A 20900-nucleotide genomic window follows, 5' to 3' on the forward strand; every position below is an offset into this window, starting at 1 on the left:
TCCACCGCCGGTCGCTTTGTGTGGGGTGCTTCTCTAGTGTCTTCCTCACTCCTCCCCTCCTGCAGCGTCCCGTCAAACCCCCCGCTCCCACAGGCCCGCGCCAGGGCAAGCCCACGACCATGACCAAACCCGACAAACCCACCTTGCACCCACGCAACCGCCATCAAGGCCGCTACGACTTCCCCGCCCTGATCAAGGCCCTCCCGGACCTCGCCCGTTTCACCATCACCAATCCCTACGGCAAGCCGAGCATCGACTTCGCCGATCCGGAGGCGGTGCGGGTGTTCAACCGTGCGTTGCTGAAGGCCCAGTACGGTATCCAGTTCTGGGATATCCCCGCCGACTATCTGTGCCCGCCAATCCCCGGGCGGGCCGACTACCTGCACGCCCTGGCCGACCTGCTGGCCGAGGAAAACGGCGGGGAAATCCCCCGTGGTGCGCAGGTCCAGGCCCTGGACATCGGCGTCGGTGCCAACTGCATCTATCCGCTGCTGGGCAATGCGGACTACCGCTGGCGCTTCGCCGGCTCCGACATCGACCCGGTGGCCCTGGCTTCGGCCAAGGCCATCGTCCAGGCCAACGGCCTTGGCAAGTTCATCAGCCTGCGCCAGCAGGGCAATAGCAAGCACATCCTCGCCGGCCTGCTGGCCGCCGAGGAACGCTTCGACCTGACCCTGTGCAACCCGCCCTTCCACGCCTCGCGCGAGGAAGCCACCCGCGGCAGCCAGCGCAAGTGGCGTGCCCTGGGCAAGGCAGACCCGAAGCGCAAGCTGCCGGTGCTGAACTTCGGCGGGCAGAACAACGAGCTGTGGTGCGAAGGCGGCGAGATCCGTTTCGTCAGCCAACTGGTGCAGGAGAGCAAGGCGCTGGGCCAGCAGGTGCTGTGGTTCAGCAGCCTGGTGTCGAAAGCCTCCAACCTGCCCGGCATCGAGGCGGCGCTGAAGAAGGCGGGAGCGGTCGAACAACGGGTGCTGGAGATGGGCCAGGGGCAGAAACAGAGCCGCCTGGTGGCCTGGACCTTCCAGGATGCACAGGCGCGCCTGCAGTGGTGCTCGCAGCGCTTCCACGGCAAGTGAACGCCAGTCGGCAGGCATGAAAAAACCGCGTCGGGTTCGCACCCGGCGCGGTTTTTTTTCGAGCGGTCTACAACTTACTTGTTGACTGCGTCGGTCAGCACTTTGGCTGGAACGAACTTCACGACTTTCTTGGCAGCGATTTCGATGGCAGCGCCAGTCGAAGGGTTACGGCCGGTACGGGCAGGACGCTCGGTGATTTTCAGCTTGCCAATGCCTGGCAGGGTGATTTCGGCGCCGTTTTCCAGTTGATCAGCAACGATCTGGCCCAGTTGCTCCAGAGCGTTACGCGCGGTGGTTTTCGGCGCGTCGATAGCTTCAGCGATATCGGCGATCAGTTGGTCTTTGGTCAATGCCATGGTGATGTTCCTTCCCTAATCAAATTCAGTGGGTTTGCAGAGTGCCGCGTCAGCCATCGGTTCCGGCGCCGCGTAGTGGCGGTGGCCGGGATACATCCATTTTGCCAATCGCGTATGTAGATACCTAAAAATGCGATTGGTTCGACGGGACGCCAGCGGTCTGCCAGCACTGCGCCGCACGGGGGGCGCAAGACCGGGCAAAACTACCACAGGAATAGATAAATATCCGCTTCGCCTGGCGCAAATCTTTAGGTTTTTCGGGGGTTTACACAAAATATCGCAAAAAACAGAACGAAAAACGAACCTCGCGCCAGCCAACACGCCGCAGAACCCCGTCCCCAGGCCCGGCTGGGTTACACTTGGCAACTTTGCCACGCCCGCGCGCGCCCCTTCATTGAGCCGAGAATTCCATGCCGATCCGTCATTGCATCGTCCACCTGATCGACAAGAAACCCGATGGCAGCCCTGCGGTACTGCACGCACGCGACTCCGAACTGGCCGAGTCGACCGCCATCGAAAACCTCCTGGCCGACCTCAACGACAGCTACAACGCCAAGCAAGGCAAGGCCTGGGGCCTGTTCCACGCCGAGTCCGGCGCCCATCCGTTCAGCGGCTGGCTGAAGGAATACCTGGACAGCGAAAAGACCTTCACCGAATTCAGCCGTGTTGCGGTCGAGCACCTGCAAAAGCTGATGGAGGAATCCAACCTCTCGGTCGGCGGCCATGTCCTGTTCGCCCACTACCAGCAAGGCATGACCGACTACCTGGCCATCGCCCTGCTGCACCATAGCGAAGGCGTGGCGGTGAACGCCGAGCTGGACGTCACCCCGTCCCGCCACCTCGACCTCAGCCAGCTGCACCTGGCCGCGCGCATCAATATTTCCGAATGGCGCAACAACCAGAATTCGAAGCAGTACATCTCCTTCATCAAGGGCAAGAACGGCAAGAAGGTCTCGGACTACTTCCGTGACTTCATCGGCTGCCAGGAAGGTGTCGACGGCCCGGGCGAGACCCGCACCCTGCTCAAGGCCTTCAGCGACTTCGTCGAAAGCGAGGACTTGCCGGAAGAAGCCGCGCGCGAGAAGACCCAGACCCTGGTCGAGTACGCCACCAGCCAGAGCAAGGCAGGCGAACCGGTGACCCTGGAAGAACTGTCGAGCCTGATCGACGAAGACCGGCCGAAAGCCTTCTACGACCATATCCGCAACAAGGACTACGGCCTGTCGCCGGAGATCCCGGCGGACAAGCGTACCCTCAATCAATTCCGCCGCTTCACCGGCCGCGCCGAGGGTCTGTCGATCAGCTTCGAGGCCCATCTGCTGGGCTCGAAGATCGAATACGACGAGGAAGCCGGGACCCTGATCATCAAGGGCTTGCCGACCCAGTTGACCGACCAGTTGAAGCGCCGCAAGGACTGAACCGCTGATCTGAACTGGCATTTTTGTCAGTAGCGACCAGGATGCCCGCCTGCTTAGCCTTCGAACACCGCCGCACCCCGTAGCCAACGGGGCCGGCCTGCTCGAAGGAGAAGACATGAAGACGCTCGTGACATCAGGCTGCTGCCTGACACTTGTTGCGGCACTCACCGCGACCATGGCCCAGGCCGGTCCGGGCGAGGACACGGCCAAAGCACTGAATGACCGCTATGCCAAGACCCCCTCCGACTGCGGCGCTCGCTCCAAGCCGGCGTTTCTCTGCTCGGGCGTCATCATCCGCGCCACCGCCACGCCGAAGTTCTGGGTGCCCCAGGAAAAAAATATCAGCTCCGGGGCCATCTCGGCCTCTTACCTGCGCAAGGACGCCAAGTTCAAGAGCCTCGTCTATGGACGCAACAGCGGCTTAATCCTGTTCCCGGTATTCGAGAATCCGCGCAACAAGAGCTACGAGGTGCTCTGTGCCTACCCCAACGACGGCGGCACGGACAACCGCAAGGACCGGGGCTGCACCGACCATGTGCAGACGCCGGCAGTGGAAAGCAACTGCGACGTGATCGGCGTCTACACCGGGCAGGAGTGGATCAAGCGATATCCCGCCGACAAGGTCAAGTACAGCGAGATCTGCAGCTTCGATGTCCGCGACCGCCGCGACGCCCATGCCGCTCCGGCCTTCATGGCGATGATCGAGGCACGCAACCTCGGCGGTGAAACCCTGTTTCCGGTGCAGAACGAACTGCGCATCGCCACCTGGGGCGACGAGCCACCCAACAATCCACCGGTCGAGAGCCTGTTCTATACCGTGCCGCCCTCCTCCACAGAGTCAGGACTGGAGAATGGCAGGGTGAACCAGATCGAATGGTGGAACGCGAGCAAGCGTTTCCTGCCCCTGGTCAAGCTGGACCTGCCAGCCACGATCAATGCCGACGCCAGGTTCAGCTACAACCCTGCGGACCAGGTGATCCAGCCCACCACCGGGCCGAACAAGTGCGACAAGTACTTCGACAGCGCCCGCTTCGTCGACCTGCCAGGCTCGCCCGGCAAGAAGAGCCTGGTCGTCGTACCGAGTGCCTGCGGCCGCGAAGTGCGGGATGACCAGACCAACAACTTCTTCAACGAACTGGCCGCACGCTACTACCGCGACCCCGCCTGGCAAGGTGCGTCCGGCAGCTACCCGCAGAACATCCTGAGCATGCGCCGGCAACTGACCTGTTCCTTCATCAAACTACGCTATGCCCCCGAATGGACGCTGGAGCCACACCGAGCACTGATTGGCATCGAGGAGTCGATCGCCAGGCAATGCGACAACTGAAGCTGCCATTCTCTACAGCCGAGAGGTACCACCATGAAAACCCTCAAGCCCTCATGGTTCATCCTGTTCGTGGCACTGGGCGCGCTACCTGCGGCCAGCGCCATGGCCGACCCGGACTGCTCCGAGTACATCGAAAGCGCGAAATGGGGTGTGGAAAAGGTAAATGCATACTTTTCAACCTACCCCAGCCTGCAGATCACCCTGACCGGGTCGGGATGCACCTACACCGCCGCCGACACCGACGCCATTTTCGAGCAGATTTACGCAAAGTATTCGCAGGATCCGGAATGGCAGAGCCCCAAACTGAGCAAAGAGCAGACACGCAACAGCGCGAGGCTCCAACTGGAATGCCAATTGAGTCGTTCGCCGGTACCCAATCCAATCACCCTTGAGCCTCGACGGGAAACGACCTCGCTCGATGCGTACAAGGCGATGAACAACTGCAACGCACCGTGAGCAACCCCTACCGCTGAGCCGCGAAGGAAGCCACCAACGCTTCCTTCGCGCTTTTGCGCAAGGCCTTGATCAGGCGTTCATGGCGCAGGGCCTGGGACTTGTCCGGCCATTGCTCGACATACACCAGCGCCACCGCCGGGCTGGTGCTGAAATAGCGCGCACCCTGGCCTTTCTGGTGGGCGGCGAAACGTCGTTCGGGGTTGTCGCTGATGCCGCAGTACAACGAGCCATTGGCAGCTCGCACCAGATAGACGTACCAGGGTTTGTCGGCAACGGGAGTGGCGGCTTCGGTCACGATGAAAGGCAGTTTCTGACGACGGGAGCCGACAGCTTACCGCCTCAGCGCCCGCCCTGGAACGCGCGCAGCCCCTTCAGCGCCTGCTGTCCCACCTTGCCGCGCAGGAACGGCGTCCAGCCCAGCAACAAGCCCGGGGTCCCCAGGGCCTGGCGCGACCAGCGCCAGAAGTCAAAGACATCGTGGTGCTCGACGATCAGGCCATCGCGAATCACGAAGGTGGCGCGGATATCGTTGACCACCACCCGCCCGGTCTGGCTGAACAGGTAGGTCGCCACCCAGTGGGCCGAGCCGCCGCGCTCGTCGGCGCGCACACTGTCGAAGGTCAGGGAGAAATCCTTGGCGCGGCTGGTGAGCATGCGCCACATATCGCCGGCATCCTTGCCGCGCAACGTGCCGAAGGCCGGGTCGCTGAAGACGATGTCGGGGCTGTAGCAGGCAACCATGGCCTCGGCGTCGAGACGCTGGAAGGCCTGGTAGAAACGGTTGATCAGGTCACTGTTGGCATCGCTCATGACGGGTTCCATCACCGGAAGGCTGAACGCTGCACGATAGTCCGGCCGAGAGCACAAGGCCAGCACCATCAACCGGACGAATGGCATGTCCTCAGATACGCTCGCTGACCACCTGCACATGCAGCGAGCGTCCGGCCTTGAGGCCGAAGAGGATGGCGCCGGCGCCGAGCACCGCGAAGATCCAGCCCACCGCGCCCCAGCCTCCGGTCAAATCGTGCACCAGGCCCACCGCGAATGGCCCGGCCGAGGCCAGCGTATAGCCGACGCCCTGGGCCATGCTCGACAGGTTGGCGGCGACATGGGAATCCCGGGAGCGCAGCACGATCAGGGTCAGCGCCAAGGCGAAGGTACCGCCCTGCCCGATCCCCAGCACCACCGCCCAGCCCCACAGGCCGCCGAGCGGCGCATACAGGCAACCGAACAGGCCGGCGAGGGTCAGCACCATCACCACCACGATGGCCAGGCGCTGGTCCTTGCCGCGGGTCGCCAGCATCGGCGCGGTCAGGGCGCTGACCAGTTGCACGATCACCGAGCCGGACAGGACCAGCCCGGCCTCGGTCGGGCTCAGGCCGCGACCGATGAGGATCGACGGCAGCCAGCCGAAGACGATGTAGGCCAGCGACGACTGCAGGCCCATGTACAAGGTCACCTGCCAGGCCAGCGGATCGCGCCACAGGCCGCGCACGCGGAACGCCGCATGATGGGCGCCATGGCCTTGCCGGGCCTGCGGCAGCCAGAACAGCGCCGCCACCAGCGCCGGTACCAGCCAGAAGCCCAGGCCAAGGGCCCAGCTGTCACCGAAGGCGTGGCTCAAAGGCACGCTCGCCCCCGCCGCCAGTGCCGCGCCAAGGCACAGGGCCATGGTGTAGATGCCCATCAGCAGCCCGGCATGGGCCGGGAAGTCGCGCTTGACGATGCCCGGCAGCAATACGCCGATCACGCCGATGCTGGCTCCGGCGATCAGGCTGCCGACGAACAGCCCGACGCTGCCGAAGGCGCTGCGCAGGGCGATCCCGCCGGCGAGACAGAGCAGGATGCCGAGGATCACCCGCTCGCTGCCGAAACGCCGTGCCAGCGCGGGCGCCAGCGGGGCGAACAGCCCCAGGCAGAGCACTGGCAACGTCGTCAGCAGGCCGGCCTGCGAGCCGCTCAGGCCGAGGCTGCGCGACACATCGCCCAGCAGCGGCGCCATGCTCGACAGCGCCGGACGCAGGTTCAGCGCCACCAGCACCAGGCCAAGCAACAGCAGCCAGGCCTTTGGCAGGCGGGACGGAGGTTGAAGCGCGGCATCGTCGGCTTCGGCATCGATAAGCAGTTCTTCAAGCACGGGCCCGCGGGGCGTCGGCTTGGTGTTCAGGTCTTGGCCCATGGCAGTCTCGAAAAGTCAGGGTTCATTGATCAACGTCCGGCTGAGGGCCTTGGCCCGCGCAGGATCTTGTTGTTCGACGGCCTCGAGGATCGCGACATGCAGGTCGAAAACCGCCTGGTTGCGCGGCAACCGGCTCATGCTCTGTTCCAGCTTCATCGCCACTACGCTGGAGAAGTAACGGTACAGCTCGCTCAGCGCGGGATTGTGCGCGGCGTCCACCAGGCGCTGGTGGAAGGTCAGGTCGCAGCGGATGTAGTCATCCAGGTCGCCGTGAAAGTGCGTGCCGCTGTGGTGCAAGGCCTCGCGCAGGCCCGCCAGGTCCTGCTCGGTGCGACGCAGGGCAGCCAGGCCTATGGCTTCGGCTTCCAGCAGGTGCCGGGTTTCCCGGGCGTGCTCCAGGCTGCAGCCAGACAACGCCTGCATCGCCGACAGCGGATCGGAGGCGGTGCGCAGGTAGCTGCCATCGCCCTGGCGCACTTCCACCAGGCCGCTGAAGGCCAGCACGCGCATGGCTTCACGCACGGTGTTGCGACTGATGCCCAGCTCGGCAGCCAGTTCCGGCTCGGTGGGCAGGCGCTGACCAACCGTCCAGGTGCCGCGGGTGATGCGTTGGCGGAGTTGGTCGACGGCTTGTTCGACCAGGGAGCGTTTGATGAGCTGGGGCATGAGCACTTACATCCAATCATCGGATGAATTTAGAGAGGGCAAGAGTAACGGGTTGTTTCCGAGAAATGCAAACCGATAGGGGAATTTGTAGTGAGCTTCAGGGCCCCATCGCGGGTAAACCCGCTCCTACAGGGTTTACGAAATCCTGTGGGAGCGGGTTTACCCGCGATGGGCTTGCGGATCAGTTCAAGGCGTCAAGCAACGCCTGGTTTTGCTCTTCGGTACCGATGGAGATCCGCAGGAACTGGTCGATCCGCGGCAACTTGAAGTGCCGCACGATCACGCCCTGCTCACGCAGCGAGGCGGCGATTCCGGCGGCGTCCTTGCCAGGATGACGGGCAAAGATGAAGTTGGCCGCCGATGGAAGCACCTCGAAGCCACGGGCATTCAGCTCGGCCACCAGCTTCTCGCGGCTGGCGATGACCTTGTTGCAGGTCTCCTCGAAATACACCTGGTCTTCGAACGCGGCCGTGGCACCGACGATGGCGATGCGGTCCAGCGGGTAGGAGTTGAAGCTGTTCTTCACTCGCTCCAGCGCCTCGATCAGGTCCGGGTGGCCCACTGCCAGACCGACCCGCAGGCCGGCCAGGGAGCGCGACTTGGACAGGGTCTGGGTCACCAGCAGGTTCGGGTAGCAATCCACCAGGCTGATGGCCGTCTCGCCACCGAAGTCGATGTAGGCCTCGTCCACCACCACCACCGACTCGGTGTTGGCCTGCAGCAACTGCTCGATGGCCTCCAGGGCCAGCAGGCAGCCGGTCGGCGCGTTCGGGTTGGGGAAGATGATCCCGGCATTGGCGCGGCGGTAGTCCTCGACGCGGATCTGGAATTGCGCGTCCAGCGCCACCGGCTCGAACGGAATGCCGTACAGGCCGCAGTAGACCGGATAGAAGCTGTAGCTGATATCCGGGAACAACAGCGGCGCGTCGTGCTGGAACAGGCCGTGGAAGATGTGCGCCAGCACCTCGTCCGAGCCGTTGCCGAGGAACACCTGGTTCGGCTGGACGCTGTAGTAGCGGGCCACGGCCTGCTTGAGCAGGTCGCTGTTGGGGTCCGGGTACAGGCGCAGGTTGTCGTTGAGTTCGCCGCGCATGGCTTCCAGCGCCTTTGGCGACGGACCGTACGGGTTTTCGTTGGTGTTGAGCTTGACCAGCTTGGTCAGCTTCGGCTGCTCGCCCGGTACGTAAGGCACCAGGTCCTTGACGAAGGGGCTCCAGAATTTGCTCATGTTCAGTTGCCCTCTTGGTCGGCAAGGATACGGTATTCGGCACTGCGCGCATGGGCGCTGAGGGATTCGCCACGCGCCAGGACCGACGCGGTCTTGCCCAGCTCGGAAGCGCCCTGTTCGGAGCAGAAGATGATCGACGAACGCTTCTGGAAGTCATACACCCCCAGTGGCGAGGAGAAACGCGCGGTGCCGGAGGTCGGCAGCACGTGGTTCGGGCCCGCGCAGTAGTCGCCCAGCGCCTCGCTGGTGTGGCGCCCCATGAAGATCGCACCGGCATGGCGGATCTGCGGCAGCCAGGCCTGCGGATCGGCCACCGACAGCTCCAGGTGCTCCGGGGCGATGCGGTTGGCCACTTCGATGGCCTGCGCCATGTCGCGGACCTGGATCAGCGCACCACGGCCATCGATGGAGGTACGGATGATCTCGGCGCGGTCCATGGTCGGCAGCAGCTTGTCGATGCTGGCGGCGACACGGTCGAGGAAGTCGGCGTCCGGGCTGACCAGGATCGACTGGGCGTCTTCATCGTGTTCGGCCTGGGAGAACAGGTCCATGGCGATCCAGTCCGGATCGGTCTGGCCGTCGCAGACCACGAGGATTTCCGACGGGCCGGCAATCATGTCGATGCCGACCTGGCCGAACACGTGGCGCTTGGCAGTCGCCACATAGATGTTGCCCGGGCCGACCACCTTGTCCACCTGCGGCACGCTCTCGGTACCGTAGGCCAGGGCCGCGACCGCCTGGGCGCCGCCGATGGTGAAGACGCGGTCGACGCCGGCGATGCAGGCCGCCGCGAGCACCAGCTCATTGACCTCGCCACGCGGGGTCGGCACCACCATGACCACTTCACTGACCCCGGCGACCTTGGCCGGAATGGCGTTCATCAGCACGGAAGACGGGTAGGACGCCTTGCCGCCCGGCACGTACAGGCCGGCGCGGTCCAGCGGCGTGACCTTCTGGCCGAGCACGGTGCCGTCGGCCTCGGTGTAGCTCCAGGAATCCTGCTTCTGCCGCTCGTGGTAAAGGCGCACGCGCTCGGCGGCCTTTTCCAGGGCCTGGCGCTGCTCCGCGGTGATGCGGGTCAGGGCCAGTTCCAGGCGCTCGCGGCCGAGGATCAGGTCATCGATGGACTGGGCCTGGACGCCGTCGAAACGCTGGGTGAACTCCACCAGCGCCGCGTCGCCGCGCTCGCGCACGGCCTGGATGATGTCGAGAACCCGCTGGTTGACCGCGTCGTCGGACACGCTTTCCCAGCTCAGCAGATGATCCAGATGTCGGGCGAAATCCGGGTCAGCGGCATTGAGTCGGCGAATTGCAGTGGACGTGGTCATAGCTAAAGCCTCGGTAATTGGCGAATGGTTCAGGCGCCCTGAAGCTACCAGTCCATCCGCGCGGGCACCCGAGGTATTTGGCTATGACGCGGATAGACGGGCGCGACACGAAGTCGCGCACAGGGTCAGCCGCGGTGTCGCGACTCCACGGCCTGACGCAGGGTGTCGATCAGGCTCTGGATACGGGCGTGCTGCATCTTCATCGATGCCTTGTTGACCACCAGGCGGGAGCTGACGGTCGCGATGAGTTCCTGGGGTTCCAGGCCATTGGCGCGCAGGGTATTGCCGGTGTCGACGACGTCGATGATCTTGTCGGCGAGGTTGACCAGCGGTGCCAGCTCCATCGAGCCGTACAGTTTGATGATGTCGACCTGGCGGCCCTGCTCGGCATAGTAGCGCTTGGCTACGTTGACGAACTTGGTAGCGACCCGCAGACGCCCCTTGGGCTCCGGCGCGCCAATGGCACCGGCGGTCATCAGCTTGCAGCGGGCGATGTTCAGGTCCAGCGGCTCGTACATGCCCTGGCCACCGTATTCCATCAGCACGTCCTTGCCGGCCACACCCAGATCGGCGGCGCCATGCTCGACATAGGTCGGCACGTCGGTGGCCCGCACGATCAGCAGGCGTACGTCGTCCTGGGTCGTGGGGATGATCAGTTTGCGGCTCTTGTCCGGATTCTCGGTCGGAACGATGCCCGCTTCCGCCAGCAGCGGCAGGGTATCGTCGAGAATGCGGCCCTTGGACAGCGCGATGGTCAACATGGGAAACGTCGGTCCTTATGCGGCTTCAGCCGCCGGGCCCATGGGGGCGCCCGACGGCGTTCGATTCGGTGCAGCGATCATAGGCGCATCCTTGCGCCCCGAACAGGTCTAGCCCGGTACGCGACGGATCTTCGCGCCCAGCATCTGCAGTTTTTCCTCGATGCACTCGTAGCCACGGTCGATGTGGTAGATGCGATCGATCAGGGTGTCGCCTTCGGCCACCAGGGCCGACAGCACCAGGCTGGCGGAAGCCCGCAGGTCGGTGGCCATGACCGGCGCACCCTTGAGGGCCTTGGTGCCGGTGACGATGGCGGTGTTGCCTTCGACCTGGATCTGCGCGCCCATGCGGTGCATTTCGTAGACGTGCATGAAGCGGTTTTCGAAGATCGTCTCGATCACCGCGCCGGTGCCTTCGGCAATGGCGTTGAGGGAGATGAACTGCGCCTGCATGTCGGTCGGGAACGCCGGATACGGGGCGGTACGCAGGTTGACGGCTTTCGGCCGCTTGCCGTGCATGTCCAGCTCGATCCAGTCTTCACCGGTGGAGATCTCGGCGCCGGCTTCCTTGAGTTTTTCGAGGACGGCTTCAAGGATGGTCGGATCGGTGTCCTTGACCTTGACGCGACCGCCGGTGACGGCAGCAGCGACCAGGTAGGTACCGGTCTCGATACGGTCCGGCATCACGCGGTAGGTGGCCGAGCCCAGGCGCTCGACGCCATCGATGGTGATGGTGTCGGTACCGGCGCCCTGGATCTTGGCGCCCATGGCAATCAGGAAGTTGGCCAGGTCGACCACTTCCGGCTCGCGTGCGGCGTTCTGCAGGACGCTGCGGCCCTTGGCCAGGGCAGCGGCCATCATGATGTTCTCGGTACCGGTCACGCTGACGGTGTCGAAGAAGAAGTGCGCGCCGCGCAGGCCGCCTTCAGGTGCCTTGGCCTTGATGTAGCCGCCTTCGACCTCGATCTTCGCGCCCATGGCTTCAAGACCGCGGATGTGCAGGTCGACCGGACGCGAACCGATGGCGCAGCCGCCAGGCAGGGCCACTTCGGCTTCACCGAAACGGGCGACCATCGGACCCAGGACCAGGATCGAGGCGCGCATGGTCTTGACCAGCTCATACGGCGCGACCAGGGTCTTGATGGTGCGCGGGTCGATTTCCACCGAGAGCTTCTCGTCGATCACGGGCTCGATGCCCATGCGACCGAACAGCTCGATCATGGTGGTGATGTCGTGCAGGTGCGGCAGGTTGCCCACGGTGACCGGGCCGTCGCACAGCAGGGTGGCCGAGAGAATCGGCAGGGCCGCGTTCTTCGCGCCGGAAATGCGGATTTCGCCGTCGAGGCGAACGCCGCCAGTAATAATCAGTTTGTCCATTTGGAGTCTCGCGCCAGTTGGCTCAGGTGCGCTCAGCCCAGGCTGCGCTGCTGAAAAATTTCATGGTAACCGCGTGAATGCGGCCATCGGTGATCCACGGATTAAGGTGAGCGTAGATCTGTTGCTGACGCTTGACCGGGCTCAGGGCCGCGATTTCGTCGCTGATCACGTTCAACTGGAAGTTGCAGCCTTCGCCCTCAACTTCGACCCGGGTTCCCGGCAACTTTTCTTCAAGGAAGTTCTTAACTTCTACGGCCTGCATGCTCAACCTCAATCGGCGCCCTGTGCGCGCGGGTCGGCCATCATACAAAAAAGCCCCTCGCCTGCGAACCCCGTAAACGAGGACTCTGACAGAGGGGCTTCGGTTATTTCACACGGTCATTGCAACGCGAGGATATCGTCCAGCCCGTAGACCTCGGCGATCTCGCGCATGCCGTGGGGCATGCCACGCACCTCGCAGCCCTTGCCCGCCGCCTTGGCGTCGCGCATGAACGCCAGCAGCAGGGACAACCCGACGCTGCTGGACTGCTGCACCGCGGTGCAATCGAGGACCAGCGCGCTGGCCGGGCTCGATGCGATCAGCGCCGCGCCCTGCTTGCGCAACTGCGGCCCGGAGCGGTAGTCGAGGGTGCCGGCCAGGCTCAGAACGCCCGGCTCGGCCAGTTGCACGCTGCCTACGCTCATTGCGCCTGCTTCTCCGCCGCGTCCTCGGTGACCGCCTTGGCCTTGGCGACTTCGCCCGCCCAGTTGTCGATGGTCTTGTCGAGGTCATTGCCGTTGCGCTGCATGGCATCGGCGAACTGGTCGCGGAACAGCTTGCCGATGTTGATGCCGTTGACGATGACGTTACGCACCTTCCACTCGCCCTGAAGCTTCTGCAGGGTGTAGGACACCGGGTAGACCGCACCGTTGGTACCGGTGACCTTCATGCCGACGGTGGCGCGATCGCCATCCTCGGCCTTGGCCGGATCGACGGTGATGCCCTGGTTGTTGTACTCCAGCAAGGCGTTGCCATAGAACTGCATCAGGCTGCGTTTGAAGTTTTCCTGGAAGCGCTTCATCTGGTCAGGCGAGGCCTGGCGCGAGTACTTCACGGTCATGATGCTCTTGGAGATGCCGTCCGCATCCACCACGGGCCCCAGGATGTTGTTCAGCGAATCGTAGAACTGGCCGGGATTGGCCTTGTACTGCTCCTTGTTCGCCTTGAGGTCGTTGAGCAACTGGGTGGTGGTGCCTTGAATCACGTCATGGGCCGATTGACCCGGTGCCGCCTGGGCCAGCATCGGCAGGGCCGCCAGCAGTACCAGCAGGCCGCGTCGCAGGATCGAAATCATGGAAACTCCTTATTTAGCTTCTTTGCCTACGGTATTGAGCAGGAACTTGCCGATCAGATCTTCCAGCACCAGCGCCGACTGAGTGTCGTGGATGGTCCCGCCATCCTTGAGCACGGTGTCTTCACCGCCAACGCTGATGCCGATGTACTTCTCGCCGAGCAACCCGGCGGTCAGGATCGATGCGGTGGAGTCGGAGGGCAGGTTGTCCACGCTCTTGTCCAGCTGCAACGTCACCCGACCGGTGTAGGTTTCGCGGTCCAGATCGATGGCAGTGACCTTGCCGATGGTCACACCGGCCATGGTCACTTTTGCTCTGACAGTCAAACCGGCGATATTGTCGAAATTCGCATAAAGTTTATAGGTATCGCTGCTGGGGCTGGCGGACAGGCCACTGACGCGCAGGGCCAGCAGGATCAGCGCCAGGATCCCGGCCAGGAGGAACAGGCCGACACCGATTTCCAGGGTGCGGTTTTGCATCAGAAATCTCCAAACATCAGGGCGGTCAAAATGAAGTCCAGGCCAAGGACTGCCAGCGAGGCATAGACCACGGTCCTGGTGGTGGCACGACTGATCCCCTCTGAGGTGGGCTCGCAGTCATAGCCTTGGAATACGGCGATCCAGGTCACGACGAAGGCAAAGACAACGCTCTTGATGACCCCGTTGAGCACGTCGTCGGTGAAGGACACGCTGTTCTGCATGTTGGCCCAGAACGAGCCTTCGTAGACCCCCAACCAGTCGACCGCGACCCACGAGCCGCCCCAGATGCCGACGACACTGAAGATCATCGCCAGCAGCGGCAGGGAGATGAAGCCGGCCCACAGCCGTGGTGCGACGATGTACTTGAGCGGGTCGACGCCGATCATCTCCAGGCTGGACAATTGCTCCGTGGATTTCATGTTGCCGATCTCGGCGGTCAGCGCGGAACCTGCGCGCCCGGCGAACAGCAGCGCGGTCACCACCGGCCCGAGTTCACGCAGCAGGGTCAGGGCGACCATCTGCCCCACGGCCTGCTCCGAACCGTACTTGGTCAGGATGCTGAAGCCCTGCAGGGCCAGGACCATGCCGATGAAGATGCCGGAAACGACGATGATCGCCAACGACAGCACGCCCACCGAATACAGCTGGCGCACCAGCAGCTGGAAGCCGCCGCCGATACCGCCACGCCCCACCAGGGCATGCAGCAGGAACAGGCAGGAACGCCCCATGACCGCGACCACGTCGATGGCCGAACGGCCGAAACGGCGGATACGTTCGAGTAAGGATTTTCTGCGCATCTAACGCTTCCCCAGCAGATCGGCGCGGTAGTCAGGCGCAGGAAAATGGAAAGGCACCGGTCCGTCCGGGTCGCCCTTCATGAATTGGCGGATGCGCGGGTTGTCCGAATCCATCAGCTCGGCCGGGGTACCCTGGCCGAGCACCTGGCCATCGCCGACGACGTAAATGTAGTCGGCGATGCTGGCGGTTTCCGCCAGGTCGTGGGAAACCACGATGCTGGTGATGCCGAGGGCATCGTTGAGCAGGCGGATCAGACGCACCAGCACGCCCATGGCGATCGGGTCCTGACCGACGAACGGCTCGTCGTACATGAGGATCTGCGGGTCCAGGGCGATCGCCCGGGCCAGCGCCACGCGACGCTTCATGCCACCGGACAGCTCGTCCGGCATCAGCTCGATAGCGCCCCGCAGGCCCACGGCCTGGAGTTTCATCAGGACGATGTCGCGGATCATTTCCTCGGAAAGCCCGGTATGAACGCGCAGCGGGAAGGCGACGTTCTCGAACACGTCGAGGTCGGTGAACAGCGCGCCACTCTGGAACAGCACGCCCATCTGCTTGCGCGCGTCGAACAGGTCGCTGCGCGACAGGGCCGGCAGGTTCTGCCCGGCGACCCAGACCTCGCCGCTGGCCGGCCGCAACTGCGCGCCCATCAGGCGCAGCAGCGTGGTCTTGCCACAGCCGGAAGGCCCCATGATGCCGGTGACCTTGCCCTTGGGAATGCGTATGTCGACATTATTGAAGATGCTGCGCGAGCCGCGCTTGAAGGTGACGCCCTTCAACTCGACCGCGTAGGCGTTATCAACGCTCATCTAGACTCCTTGCGATGCAGCCTTGTCGCTCTGACGCACGCCCCCTTCGTGGAGGCACGCAGCTATCGAGCGGGCCGAACTGGTGGCGAACTATAGCACCGCTGGCAAGCCCTTCCCAAGGCCATGACGCGGCCTGTTCAGGCCCGGTACAGGCATTTTCATGCCATCGTGCGACGGAACCGCGTCGCGCCAAAACGCTCCAACAGGCTGCCCGGGGCCAATCCGCAGGTGAGGCTTTCGCGCATTACCGCTATAATCGCGACCTTTTCATCAGGCAAACCGATTTCCGACATGAGCCAATCCACCGACCTGATCCAATCCGCACAACGCACCATCCGCCTCGAAATCGAAGCGGTAGAAGGCCTGCTGGCCCATATCGACGCCGACTTCGTCAAGGCGTGCGAACTGATCCTGGGCAGCAAGGGCCGCGTTGTCGTGGTAGGCATGGGCAAATCCGGGCACATCGGCAACAAGATCGCCGCGACCCTGGCCAGCACCGGAACCCCGGCGTTCTTCGTCCACCCCGCCGAGGCCAGCCACGGCGACATGGGCATGATCACCCGGGACGACATCATCCTGGCGCTGTCCAACTCCGGCTCCACCGCCGAAATCGTCACCCTGCTGCCGCTGATCAAGCGCCTGGGCATCAAGCTCGTCAGCCTCACCGGCAACCCCGACTCGCCACTGGCCAAGGCCGCCGAGGTCAACCTCGACGCCCGCGTGGCCCAGGAAGCCTGCCCGCTGAACCTGGCCCCGACCTCCTCTACCACCGCCGCCCTGGTACTGGGCGACGCCCTGGCCATCGCCCTGCTAGAAGCGCGTGGCTTCACCGCCGAAGACTTCGCCTTCTCGCATCCAGGCGGCGCCCTGGGCCGCCGCCTGCTGCTGAAGGTGGAGAACGTCATGCACGCCGGCGACGAGTTGCCGCAGGTACAGCGCGGCACCCTGCTCAAGGACGCCCTGCTGGAAATGTCGCGCAAGGGCCTGGGCATGACCGTGGTGGCCGAAGCCGACGGCAGCCTCGCCGGGATCTTCACCGACGGCGACCTGCGCCGCAGCCTCGACCGCAACATCGATGTACACAAGACCCTGATCGAAGAGGTCATGACCGTCCACGGCAAGACCGCCCGCGCCGAAATGCTCGCCGCCGAGGCCCTGAAGATCATGGAAGACCACAAGATCAGCGCGCTGGTGGTCGTCGACAAGGCCGACCGTCCCGTCGGCGCCTTGAACATGCACGACCTGCTGCGCGCCGGAGTGATGTGATGAATACCCTGTTGCAACGCGGCAAAGCCATCAAGCTGGCAGTCTTCGACGTGGACGGCGTGCTCACCGACGGCCGCCTGTACTTCCTGGAAGACGGCAGCGAATTCAAGACCTTCAACACCCTCGACGGCCAGGGCATCAAGATGCTGATGAACAGCGGAGTCACCACCGCGATCATCAGCGGACGCAAGACCCCGGTGGTCGAGCGCCGGGCGAAGAACCTCGGCATTCCGCACCTGTACCAGGGCCGCGAGGACAAACTGGTGGTGCTGGACGAGCTTCTCGCCCAGCTCGGCCTAAGCTATGAAGAGGTTGCCTACCTGGGCGACGACCTGCCCGACCTGCCGGTGATCCGCCGGGTCGGCCTGGGCATGGCGGTGGCCAATGCCGCGGCGTTCGTCCGCGAGCATGCCCACGGCGTGACCCAGGCCCGCGGCGGCGAAGGCGCGGCACGTGAATTCTGCGAACTGATCCTGCAAGCCCAGGGCAACCTGGAAGCAGCAAACGCCCACTACCTGTAGAGCCCGTCATGTTCAGCAAGAAGATTCGCAACATTGCGCTGTTCAGCGTGATCGCCGCGCTTTTCGCGGCGATCGGCTACTGGAACATCGTGCCCGAGCGCTTCCTCGACCAGCCGGTCGCACAGGTCGACGAAAGCGCCATCGACTACTACGCCATCAACGCCCACAGTGTGCAGTTCCTGCCCGACGGCAAGCTGCAGTACGAAATGACCGCGGACAAGGTCGAGCACCTCAAGGCCAGCGAAGTCACCCTGCTGACCAAGCCGGACCTGCAGATGTACCGTGGCACCACCTTCCCCTGGCATGTGCAGAGCGAGCGCGGCGAGGTCAACCCGGACGGCACCGAGGTCGAGTTGATCGACGCCGTGCGCGTGGCCCGTACCGACGAGCAGAATCGCACCACCATCATCACCTCCAGTCGCATGACGGTATTCCCGCAGAAGCAATATGCGCAAACCGAGCAAGACGTTAGAATCGACGGCGCCGGTGGCGTGACTACGGGCAAGGGAATGAAAGCGTATTTGAAAGACGGCAGGATGGACCTGCTGTCCAACGTAAGAGGACAGTATGAGGCTCGTTAAAACCCTCCCTTATTTGCTCAGCCTGAGCGCGGCACTGGGAAGCGCGAGCGCTTGGTCCCTGCCCAACGATCGCGAGCAGCCCGTTCGCATCCAGGCCGACAGCGCCCAGATGGACGACAAGAACAAGGTCGCCACCTACACGGGCGACGTGATCATCACCCAGGGTTCGATGATGATCAAAGGCAACGTCGTGACCGTCACCCTGAACCAGGCCGGCGATATCGACACCGCCACCTCGGTCGGCAACCTGGCCTATTTCGAGCAGCAACAGGACGCCGCCAAGCCGGACAAGATGCAAGGCTATGCCAAGCAGATCCAGTACCAGGCCGGCAAGGACCTGATCATCCTCACCGACCAGGCCCGAGTGATCAACGCAGGCAATACCACCGAAGGCGAGAAGATCGTCTACAACTCGAAGACCCAGGTCGCTACCGCCGGCCGCGGCGGGAAAGACATCAAGACACCACGTCAGCGCATCGACATGGTGATCCAGCCGAAGAAGAAGGCCGAGTAATGGCAACTCTCAAAGCCCAGCACCTGGCCAAGAGCTACAAGAGCCGGCAAGTCGTGCGCGACGTCAGCCTGTCCATCGACAGCGGCCAGATCGTCGGACTGCTCGGCCCCAACGGCGCTGGCAAGACCACATGCTTCTACATGATCGTCGGGCTGGTCCAGGCCGACCAGGGTCGCGTGCTGATCGACGACCTGGATGTCAGCCACCAGCCGATGCACGGTCGTGCCCGCGCCGGTATCGGCTACCTGCCGCAGGAAGCCTCGATCTTCCGCAAGCTGTCGGTCGCCGACAACATCATGGCGATCCTGGAAACCCGCCAGGACCTCGACCGCGATGGACGGCGCAAGGAGCTGGAAAGCCTGCTGCAGGAATTCCACATCAGCCACATCCGTGACAACCTCGGCATGAGCCTGTCCGGTGGCGAACGTCGTCGCGTGGAAATCGCCCGGGCCCTGGCTACCGCGCCGAAGTTCATCCTGCTCGACGAACCCTTTGCCGGTGTCGACCCGATCTCGGTCGGCGACATCAAGCAGATCATCCATCACCTGAAGGCCAAGGGCATCGGCGTCCTGATCACCGACCACAACGTCCGTGAAACCCTGGATATCTGCGAAACCGCTTACATCGTCAACGATGGCCAGCTGATTGCCGAAGGCGATTCGGAAACCATCCTGGCCAACCAGCTGGTGAAAGAGGTGTACCTCGGCCACGAGTTCCGCCTGTAGGTCGACGTACCGGAGTGACCGAGCGCTGGCATTCAGCCATTATTACGGCTTAATTGTTACAGCGCTCTAGGCAAACGCATCAATTTCAGGCATATATCTTGCTTAAAATTGGCGCCCCGCGCCCGTGTAGAGATGGCGCATGCGCGCCGGCGAATAAGGTGTTAAGCCCCAGCCATGAAACCATCGCTCGTCCTAAGAATGGGCCAGCAACTGACGATGACCCCGCAGTTGCAACAGGCCATCCGACTGCTCCAGCTTTCCACGCTGGACCTGCAGCAGGAAATCCAGGAAGCCCTGGAGTCGAACCCGATGCTCGAACGCCAGGAAGAAGGCGACGACTTCGACAACAGCGACCCCATGGCCGACAACGCCGAGAGCAAGCCGGTCGCGGAAGCGCAGGAAAGCAGCTTCGAGCAATCCGCCCCCAGCGCGGAAAACCTCGAAGAAGGCGAATGGAACGAGCGCATTCCCAACGAACTGCCGGTGGACACCGCATGGGAAGACATCTACCAGACCAGCGCCAGCAGCCTGCCAAGCAACGATGATGACGAGTGGGACTTCACCACCCGTACGTCTGCGGGCGAGAGCCTGCAAAGCCACCTGCTCTGGCAGTTGAACCTGGCACCGATGTCGGATACCGACCGGCTGATTGCCGTCACCCTCATCGACTGCATCAACAACCAGGGCTACCTCGACGAGACCCTGGAAGAAATCTGCGACTCCTTCGATCCCGAGCTCGACATCGAGCTGGACGAGGTCGAAGCCGTCCTGCACCGCATCCAGCAGTTCGAGCCTGCCGGCATCGGTGCGCGCAACCTTGGCGAATGCCTGCTGCTGCAACTGCGCCAGTTGCCATCCAACACACCGTGGATGAGCGAAGCACAGCGCCTGGTCAGTGACTACATCGACCTGCTCGGCAGCCGCGACTACAGCCAGCTGATGCGCCGCATGAAGCTCAAGGAAGACGAACTGCGCCAGGTCATCGAGCTGGTACAGAGCCTGAACCCTCGCCCCGGCTCGCAGATCGAGTCGAGCGAGCCGGAATACGTGGTCCCCGACGTGATCGTGCGCAAGGACAACGAGCGCTGGCTGGTGGAACTGAACCAGGAAGCGGTACCGCGCCTGCGGGTCAATCCGCAGTATGCCGGCTTCGTCCGCCGTGCCGACACCAGCGCCGACAACACCTTCATGCGCAACCAGTTGCAGGAGGCGCGCTGGTTCATCAAGAGCCTGCAGAGCCGCAACGAGACGCTGATGAAGGTGGCGACCCAGATCGTCGAGCACCAGCGTGGTTTCCTCGATCACGGCGACGAGGCCATGAAGCCGCTGGTCCTGCACGACATCGCCGAGGCGGTGGGCATGCACGAATCGACCATTTCCCGGGTCACCACGCAGAAATACATGCACACGCCCCGGGGAATCTATGAACTGAAGTACTTTTTCTCCAGTCATGTGAGCACCTCCGAAGGCGGTGAATGCTCGTCCACTGCCATCCGCGCGATCATCAAGAAACTGGTTGCCGCGGAAAATCAGAAAAAGCCATTGAGTGACAGCAAGATCGCTGGTTTACTGGAGGCACAAGGCATCCAGGTAGCACGTCGCACCGTCGCCAAGTACCGCGAGTCCCTCGGTATCGCACCATCGAGTGAACGCAAGCGATTGATGTGACCTTCCCTGAGGTGTGCCATCGCAATTCAGTGGCAGGC

At 63.4% G+C, this 20900-nt stretch carries 26 protein-coding genes; 10 read left to right on the plus strand and 16 right to left on the minus strand.

Annotated elements, in window-relative coordinates; genetic code table 11:
• Window positions 1–119: 119 nt before the first annotated feature.
• Window positions 120–1076: a 23S rRNA (adenine(1618)-N(6))-methyltransferase RlmF gene (gene rlmF / locus V0R59_RS13940; protein ID WP_330074841.1), complete on the plus strand. Its 957-nt coding sequence runs from the start codon at window positions 120–122 to the stop codon at window positions 1074–1076.
• Between the two features lie 74 nt (window positions 1077–1150).
• On the opposite strand, the gene V0R59_RS13945 is transcribed toward rlmF, so the two are convergent.
• On the minus strand, window positions 1151–1432 hold the full coding sequence (locus tag V0R59_RS13945; RefSeq protein WP_330074842.1) for an HU family DNA-binding protein: 282 nt from the start codon (window positions 1430–1432) through the stop codon (window positions 1151–1153).
• A 410-nt stretch (window positions 1433–1842) separates the two neighbouring features.
• On the opposite strand from V0R59_RS13945, the gene yejK reads away from it, so the two are divergent.
• The 3 genes from yejK (at window position 1843) to V0R59_RS13960 (ending at window position 4633) form a co-directional block, all read left to right on the plus strand.
• Window positions 1843–2850 (plus strand): nucleoid-associated protein YejK, encoded by a 1008-nt coding sequence (gene yejK / locus V0R59_RS13950; RefSeq protein WP_330074843.1) that lies wholly within the window; start codon window positions 1843–1845, stop codon window positions 2848–2850.
• Between the two features lie 115 nt (window positions 2851–2965).
• Entirely contained in the window at window positions 2966–4177 is a 1212-nt protein-coding gene (locus V0R59_RS13955; protein ID WP_330074844.1) for a DUF2599 domain-containing protein, read from the plus strand.
• A 33-nt stretch (window positions 4178–4210) separates the two neighbouring features.
• Window positions 4211–4633, plus strand: a complete 423-nt coding sequence (locus V0R59_RS13960) for a hypothetical protein (RefSeq protein ID WP_330074845.1) — start codon at window positions 4211–4213, stop codon at window positions 4631–4633.
• Window positions 4634–4640: 7 nt separating this feature from the next.
• On the opposite strand, the gene V0R59_RS13965 is transcribed toward V0R59_RS13960, so the two are convergent.
• The 15 genes from V0R59_RS13965 to V0R59_RS14035 form a co-directional block, all read right to left on the minus strand.
• A complete protein-coding gene (locus V0R59_RS13965; RefSeq protein WP_330074846.1) occupies window positions 4641–4928 on the minus strand; it encodes a GIY-YIG nuclease family protein in 288 nt (95 codons plus the stop codon).
• 44 nt (window positions 4929–4972) lie between these two features.
• Entirely contained in the window at window positions 4973–5443 is a 471-nt protein-coding gene (locus V0R59_RS13970) for a nuclear transport factor 2 family protein (RefSeq protein WP_330074847.1), read from the minus strand.
• A 91-nt stretch (window positions 5444–5534) separates the two neighbouring features.
• Window positions 5535–6812, minus strand: a complete 1278-nt coding sequence (locus tag V0R59_RS13975) for a CynX/NimT family MFS transporter (RefSeq protein WP_330074848.1) — start codon at window positions 6810–6812, stop codon at window positions 5535–5537.
• Window positions 6813–6827: 15 nt separating this feature from the next.
• The gene (locus V0R59_RS13980) at window positions 6828–7478 is read right to left on the minus strand and encodes a FadR/GntR family transcriptional regulator (RefSeq protein ID WP_330074849.1); all 651 of its coding nucleotides are present in this window, start codon (window positions 7476–7478) and stop codon (window positions 6828–6830) included.
• 181 nt (window positions 7479–7659) lie between these two features.
• Window positions 7660–8706 (minus strand): histidinol-phosphate transaminase, encoded by a 1047-nt coding sequence (gene hisC, locus V0R59_RS13985; RefSeq protein ID WP_330074850.1) that lies wholly within the window; start codon window positions 8704–8706, stop codon window positions 7660–7662.
• 2 nt (window positions 8707–8708) lie between these two features.
• The gene (hisD, locus tag V0R59_RS13990; RefSeq protein WP_330074851.1) at window positions 8709–10034 is read right to left on the minus strand and encodes a histidinol dehydrogenase; all 1326 of its coding nucleotides are present in this window, start codon (window positions 10032–10034) and stop codon (window positions 8709–8711) included.
• Window positions 10035–10159: 125 nt separating this feature from the next.
• On the minus strand, window positions 10160–10795 hold the full coding sequence (hisG, locus tag V0R59_RS13995; protein ID WP_330074852.1) for an ATP phosphoribosyltransferase: 636 nt from the start codon (window positions 10793–10795) through the stop codon (window positions 10160–10162).
• A 108-nt stretch (window positions 10796–10903) separates the two neighbouring features.
• Complete coding sequence (murA, locus tag V0R59_RS14000) at window positions 10904–12169, minus strand: UDP-N-acetylglucosamine 1-carboxyvinyltransferase (RefSeq protein WP_330074853.1); 1266 nt, start codon at window positions 12167–12169, stop codon at window positions 10904–10906.
• A 22-nt stretch (window positions 12170–12191) separates the two neighbouring features.
• Window positions 12192–12431, minus strand: coding sequence for a BolA family protein (locus V0R59_RS14005; protein ID WP_009398240.1), 240 nt, complete (start codon window positions 12429–12431; stop codon window positions 12192–12194).
• Window positions 12432–12547: 116 nt separating this feature from the next.
• Window positions 12548–12853, minus strand: a complete 306-nt coding sequence (locus tag V0R59_RS14010) for an STAS domain-containing protein (RefSeq protein WP_330074854.1) — start codon at window positions 12851–12853, stop codon at window positions 12548–12550.
• Window positions 12850–13503 carry an MlaC/ttg2D family ABC transporter substrate-binding protein gene (locus tag V0R59_RS14015; protein ID WP_330074855.1) on the minus strand — a complete coding sequence of 218 codons (654 nt, stop codon included), beginning with the start codon at window positions 13501–13503 and terminating at the stop codon, window positions 12850–12852. The genes V0R59_RS14010 and V0R59_RS14015 overlap by 4 nt, the downstream gene beginning before the upstream one ends.
• A gap of 9 nt (window positions 13504–13512) precedes the next feature.
• On the minus strand, window positions 13513–13980 hold the full coding sequence (mlaD, locus tag V0R59_RS14020; protein WP_330074856.1) for an outer membrane lipid asymmetry maintenance protein MlaD: 468 nt from the start codon (window positions 13978–13980) through the stop codon (window positions 13513–13515).
• Window positions 13980–14777, minus strand: coding sequence for a lipid asymmetry maintenance ABC transporter permease subunit MlaE (mlaE, locus tag V0R59_RS14025; protein ID WP_330074857.1), 798 nt, complete (start codon window positions 14775–14777; stop codon window positions 13980–13982). Before mlaE ends, mlaD begins: the two co-directional genes overlap by 1 nt.
• Entirely contained in the window at window positions 14778–15587 is an 810-nt protein-coding gene (locus tag V0R59_RS14030; protein ID WP_330074858.1) for an ATP-binding cassette domain-containing protein, read from the minus strand. It abuts the gene before it with no gap.
• A 158-nt stretch (window positions 15588–15745) separates the two neighbouring features.
• The gene (locus V0R59_RS14035) at window positions 15746–15880 is read right to left on the minus strand and encodes a hypothetical protein (protein WP_330074859.1); all 135 of its coding nucleotides are present in this window, start codon (window positions 15878–15880) and stop codon (window positions 15746–15748) included.
• Between V0R59_RS14035 and V0R59_RS14040 the strand changes: the two genes are divergently transcribed.
• From V0R59_RS14040 to V0R59_RS14065, 6 genes are all read left to right on the plus strand, one after another.
• Window positions 15879–16853: a KpsF/GutQ family sugar-phosphate isomerase gene (locus V0R59_RS14040; RefSeq protein ID WP_330074860.1), complete on the plus strand. Its 975-nt coding sequence runs from the start codon at window positions 15879–15881 to the stop codon at window positions 16851–16853. The genes V0R59_RS14035 and V0R59_RS14040 overlap by 2 nt on opposite strands.
• Window positions 16853–17374, plus strand: coding sequence for a KdsC family phosphatase (locus V0R59_RS14045; RefSeq protein ID WP_042120742.1), 522 nt, complete (start codon window positions 16853–16855; stop codon window positions 17372–17374). Before V0R59_RS14040 ends, V0R59_RS14045 begins: the two co-directional genes overlap by 1 nt.
• A gap of 8 nt (window positions 17375–17382) precedes the next feature.
• Window positions 17383–17955, plus strand: a complete 573-nt coding sequence (gene lptC / locus V0R59_RS14050; protein WP_330074861.1) for an LPS export ABC transporter periplasmic protein LptC — start codon at window positions 17383–17385, stop codon at window positions 17953–17955.
• Window positions 17942–18469 carry a lipopolysaccharide transport periplasmic protein LptA gene (gene lptA / locus V0R59_RS14055; protein ID WP_330074862.1) on the plus strand — a complete coding sequence of 176 codons (528 nt, stop codon included), beginning with the start codon at window positions 17942–17944 and terminating at the stop codon, window positions 18467–18469. Before lptC ends, lptA begins: the two co-directional genes overlap by 14 nt.
• The gene (gene lptB, locus V0R59_RS14060; RefSeq protein WP_330074863.1) at window positions 18469–19194 is read left to right on the plus strand and encodes an LPS export ABC transporter ATP-binding protein; all 726 of its coding nucleotides are present in this window, start codon (window positions 18469–18471) and stop codon (window positions 19192–19194) included. The genes lptA and lptB overlap by 1 nt, the downstream gene beginning before the upstream one ends.
• 174 nt (window positions 19195–19368) lie before the next feature.
• Window positions 19369–20862 (plus strand): RNA polymerase factor sigma-54, encoded by a 1494-nt coding sequence (locus V0R59_RS14065; protein ID WP_330074864.1) that lies wholly within the window; start codon window positions 19369–19371, stop codon window positions 20860–20862.
• Window positions 20863–20900 lie beyond the last annotated feature (38 nt).

The sequence above is a fragment of the Pseudomonas ulcerans genome, from assembly GCF_036324125.1.
In the GTDB taxonomy this organism is placed as follows: domain Bacteria; phylum Pseudomonadota; class Gammaproteobacteria; order Pseudomonadales; family Pseudomonadaceae; genus Aquipseudomonas; species Aquipseudomonas ulcerans.

Coding starts and splice junctions, on each gene's coding strand:
- rlmF (WP_330074841.1), top strand. CDS start 120: ATGACCAAACCCGACAAACCCACCTTGCACCCACGCAACCGCCATCAA.
- V0R59_RS13945 (WP_330074842.1), bottom strand. CDS start 1,432: ATGGCATTGACCAAAGACCAACTGATCGCCGATATCGCTGAAGCTATC.
- yejK (WP_330074843.1), top strand. CDS start 1,843: ATGCCGATCCGTCATTGCATCGTCCACCTGATCGACAAGAAACCCGAT.
- V0R59_RS13955 (WP_330074844.1), top strand. CDS start 2,966: ATGAAGACGCTCGTGACATCAGGCTGCTGCCTGACACTTGTTGCGGCA.
- V0R59_RS13960 (WP_330074845.1), top strand. CDS start 4,211: ATGAAAACCCTCAAGCCCTCATGGTTCATCCTGTTCGTGGCACTGGGC.
- V0R59_RS13970 (WP_330074847.1), bottom strand. CDS start 5,443: ATGAGCGATGCCAACAGTGACCTGATCAACCGTTTCTACCAGGCCTTC.
- V0R59_RS13975 (WP_330074848.1), bottom strand. CDS start 6,812: ATGGGCCAAGACCTGAACACCAAGCCGACGCCCCGCGGGCCCGTGCTT.
- V0R59_RS13980 (WP_330074849.1), bottom strand. CDS start 7,478: ATGCCCCAGCTCATCAAACGCTCCCTGGTCGAACAAGCCGTCGACCAA.
- hisC (WP_330074850.1), bottom strand. CDS start 8,706: ATGAGCAAATTCTGGAGCCCCTTCGTCAAGGACCTGGTGCCTTACGTA.
- hisD (WP_330074851.1), bottom strand. CDS start 10,034: ATGACCACGTCCACTGCAATTCGCCGACTCAATGCCGCTGACCCGGAT.
- hisG (WP_330074852.1), bottom strand. CDS start 10,795: ATGTTGACCATCGCGCTGTCCAAGGGCCGCATTCTCGACGATACCCTG.
- murA (WP_330074853.1), bottom strand. CDS start 12,169: ATGGACAAACTGATTATTACTGGCGGCGTTCGCCTCGACGGCGAAATC.
- V0R59_RS14005 (WP_009398240.1), bottom strand. CDS start 12,431: ATGCAGGCCGTAGAAGTTAAGAACTTCCTTGAAGAAAAGTTGCCGGGA.
- V0R59_RS14010 (WP_330074854.1), bottom strand. CDS start 12,853: ATGAGCGTAGGCAGCGTGCAACTGGCCGAGCCGGGCGTTCTGAGCCTG.
- V0R59_RS14015 (WP_330074855.1), bottom strand. CDS start 13,503: ATGATTTCGATCCTGCGACGCGGCCTGCTGGTACTGCTGGCGGCCCTG.
- mlaD (WP_330074856.1), bottom strand. CDS start 13,980: ATGCAAAACCGCACCCTGGAAATCGGTGTCGGCCTGTTCCTCCTGGCC.
- mlaE (WP_330074857.1), bottom strand. CDS start 14,777: ATGCGCAGAAAATCCTTACTCGAACGTATCCGCCGTTTCGGCCGTTCG.
- V0R59_RS14030 (WP_330074858.1), bottom strand. CDS start 15,587: ATGAGCGTTGATAACGCCTACGCGGTCGAGTTGAAGGGCGTCACCTTC.
- V0R59_RS14040 (WP_330074860.1), top strand. CDS start 15,879: ATGAGCCAATCCACCGACCTGATCCAATCCGCACAACGCACCATCCGC.
- V0R59_RS14035 (WP_330074859.1), bottom strand. CDS start 15,880: ATGTCGGAAATCGGTTTGCCTGATGAAAAGGTCGCGATTATAGCGGTA.
- V0R59_RS14045 (WP_042120742.1), top strand. CDS start 16,853: ATGAATACCCTGTTGCAACGCGGCAAAGCCATCAAGCTGGCAGTCTTC.
- lptC (WP_330074861.1), top strand. CDS start 17,383: ATGTTCAGCAAGAAGATTCGCAACATTGCGCTGTTCAGCGTGATCGCC.
- lptA (WP_330074862.1), top strand. CDS start 17,942: ATGAGGCTCGTTAAAACCCTCCCTTATTTGCTCAGCCTGAGCGCGGCA.
- lptB (WP_330074863.1), top strand. CDS start 18,469: ATGGCAACTCTCAAAGCCCAGCACCTGGCCAAGAGCTACAAGAGCCGG.
- V0R59_RS14065 (WP_330074864.1), top strand. CDS start 19,369: ATGAAACCATCGCTCGTCCTAAGAATGGGCCAGCAACTGACGATGACC.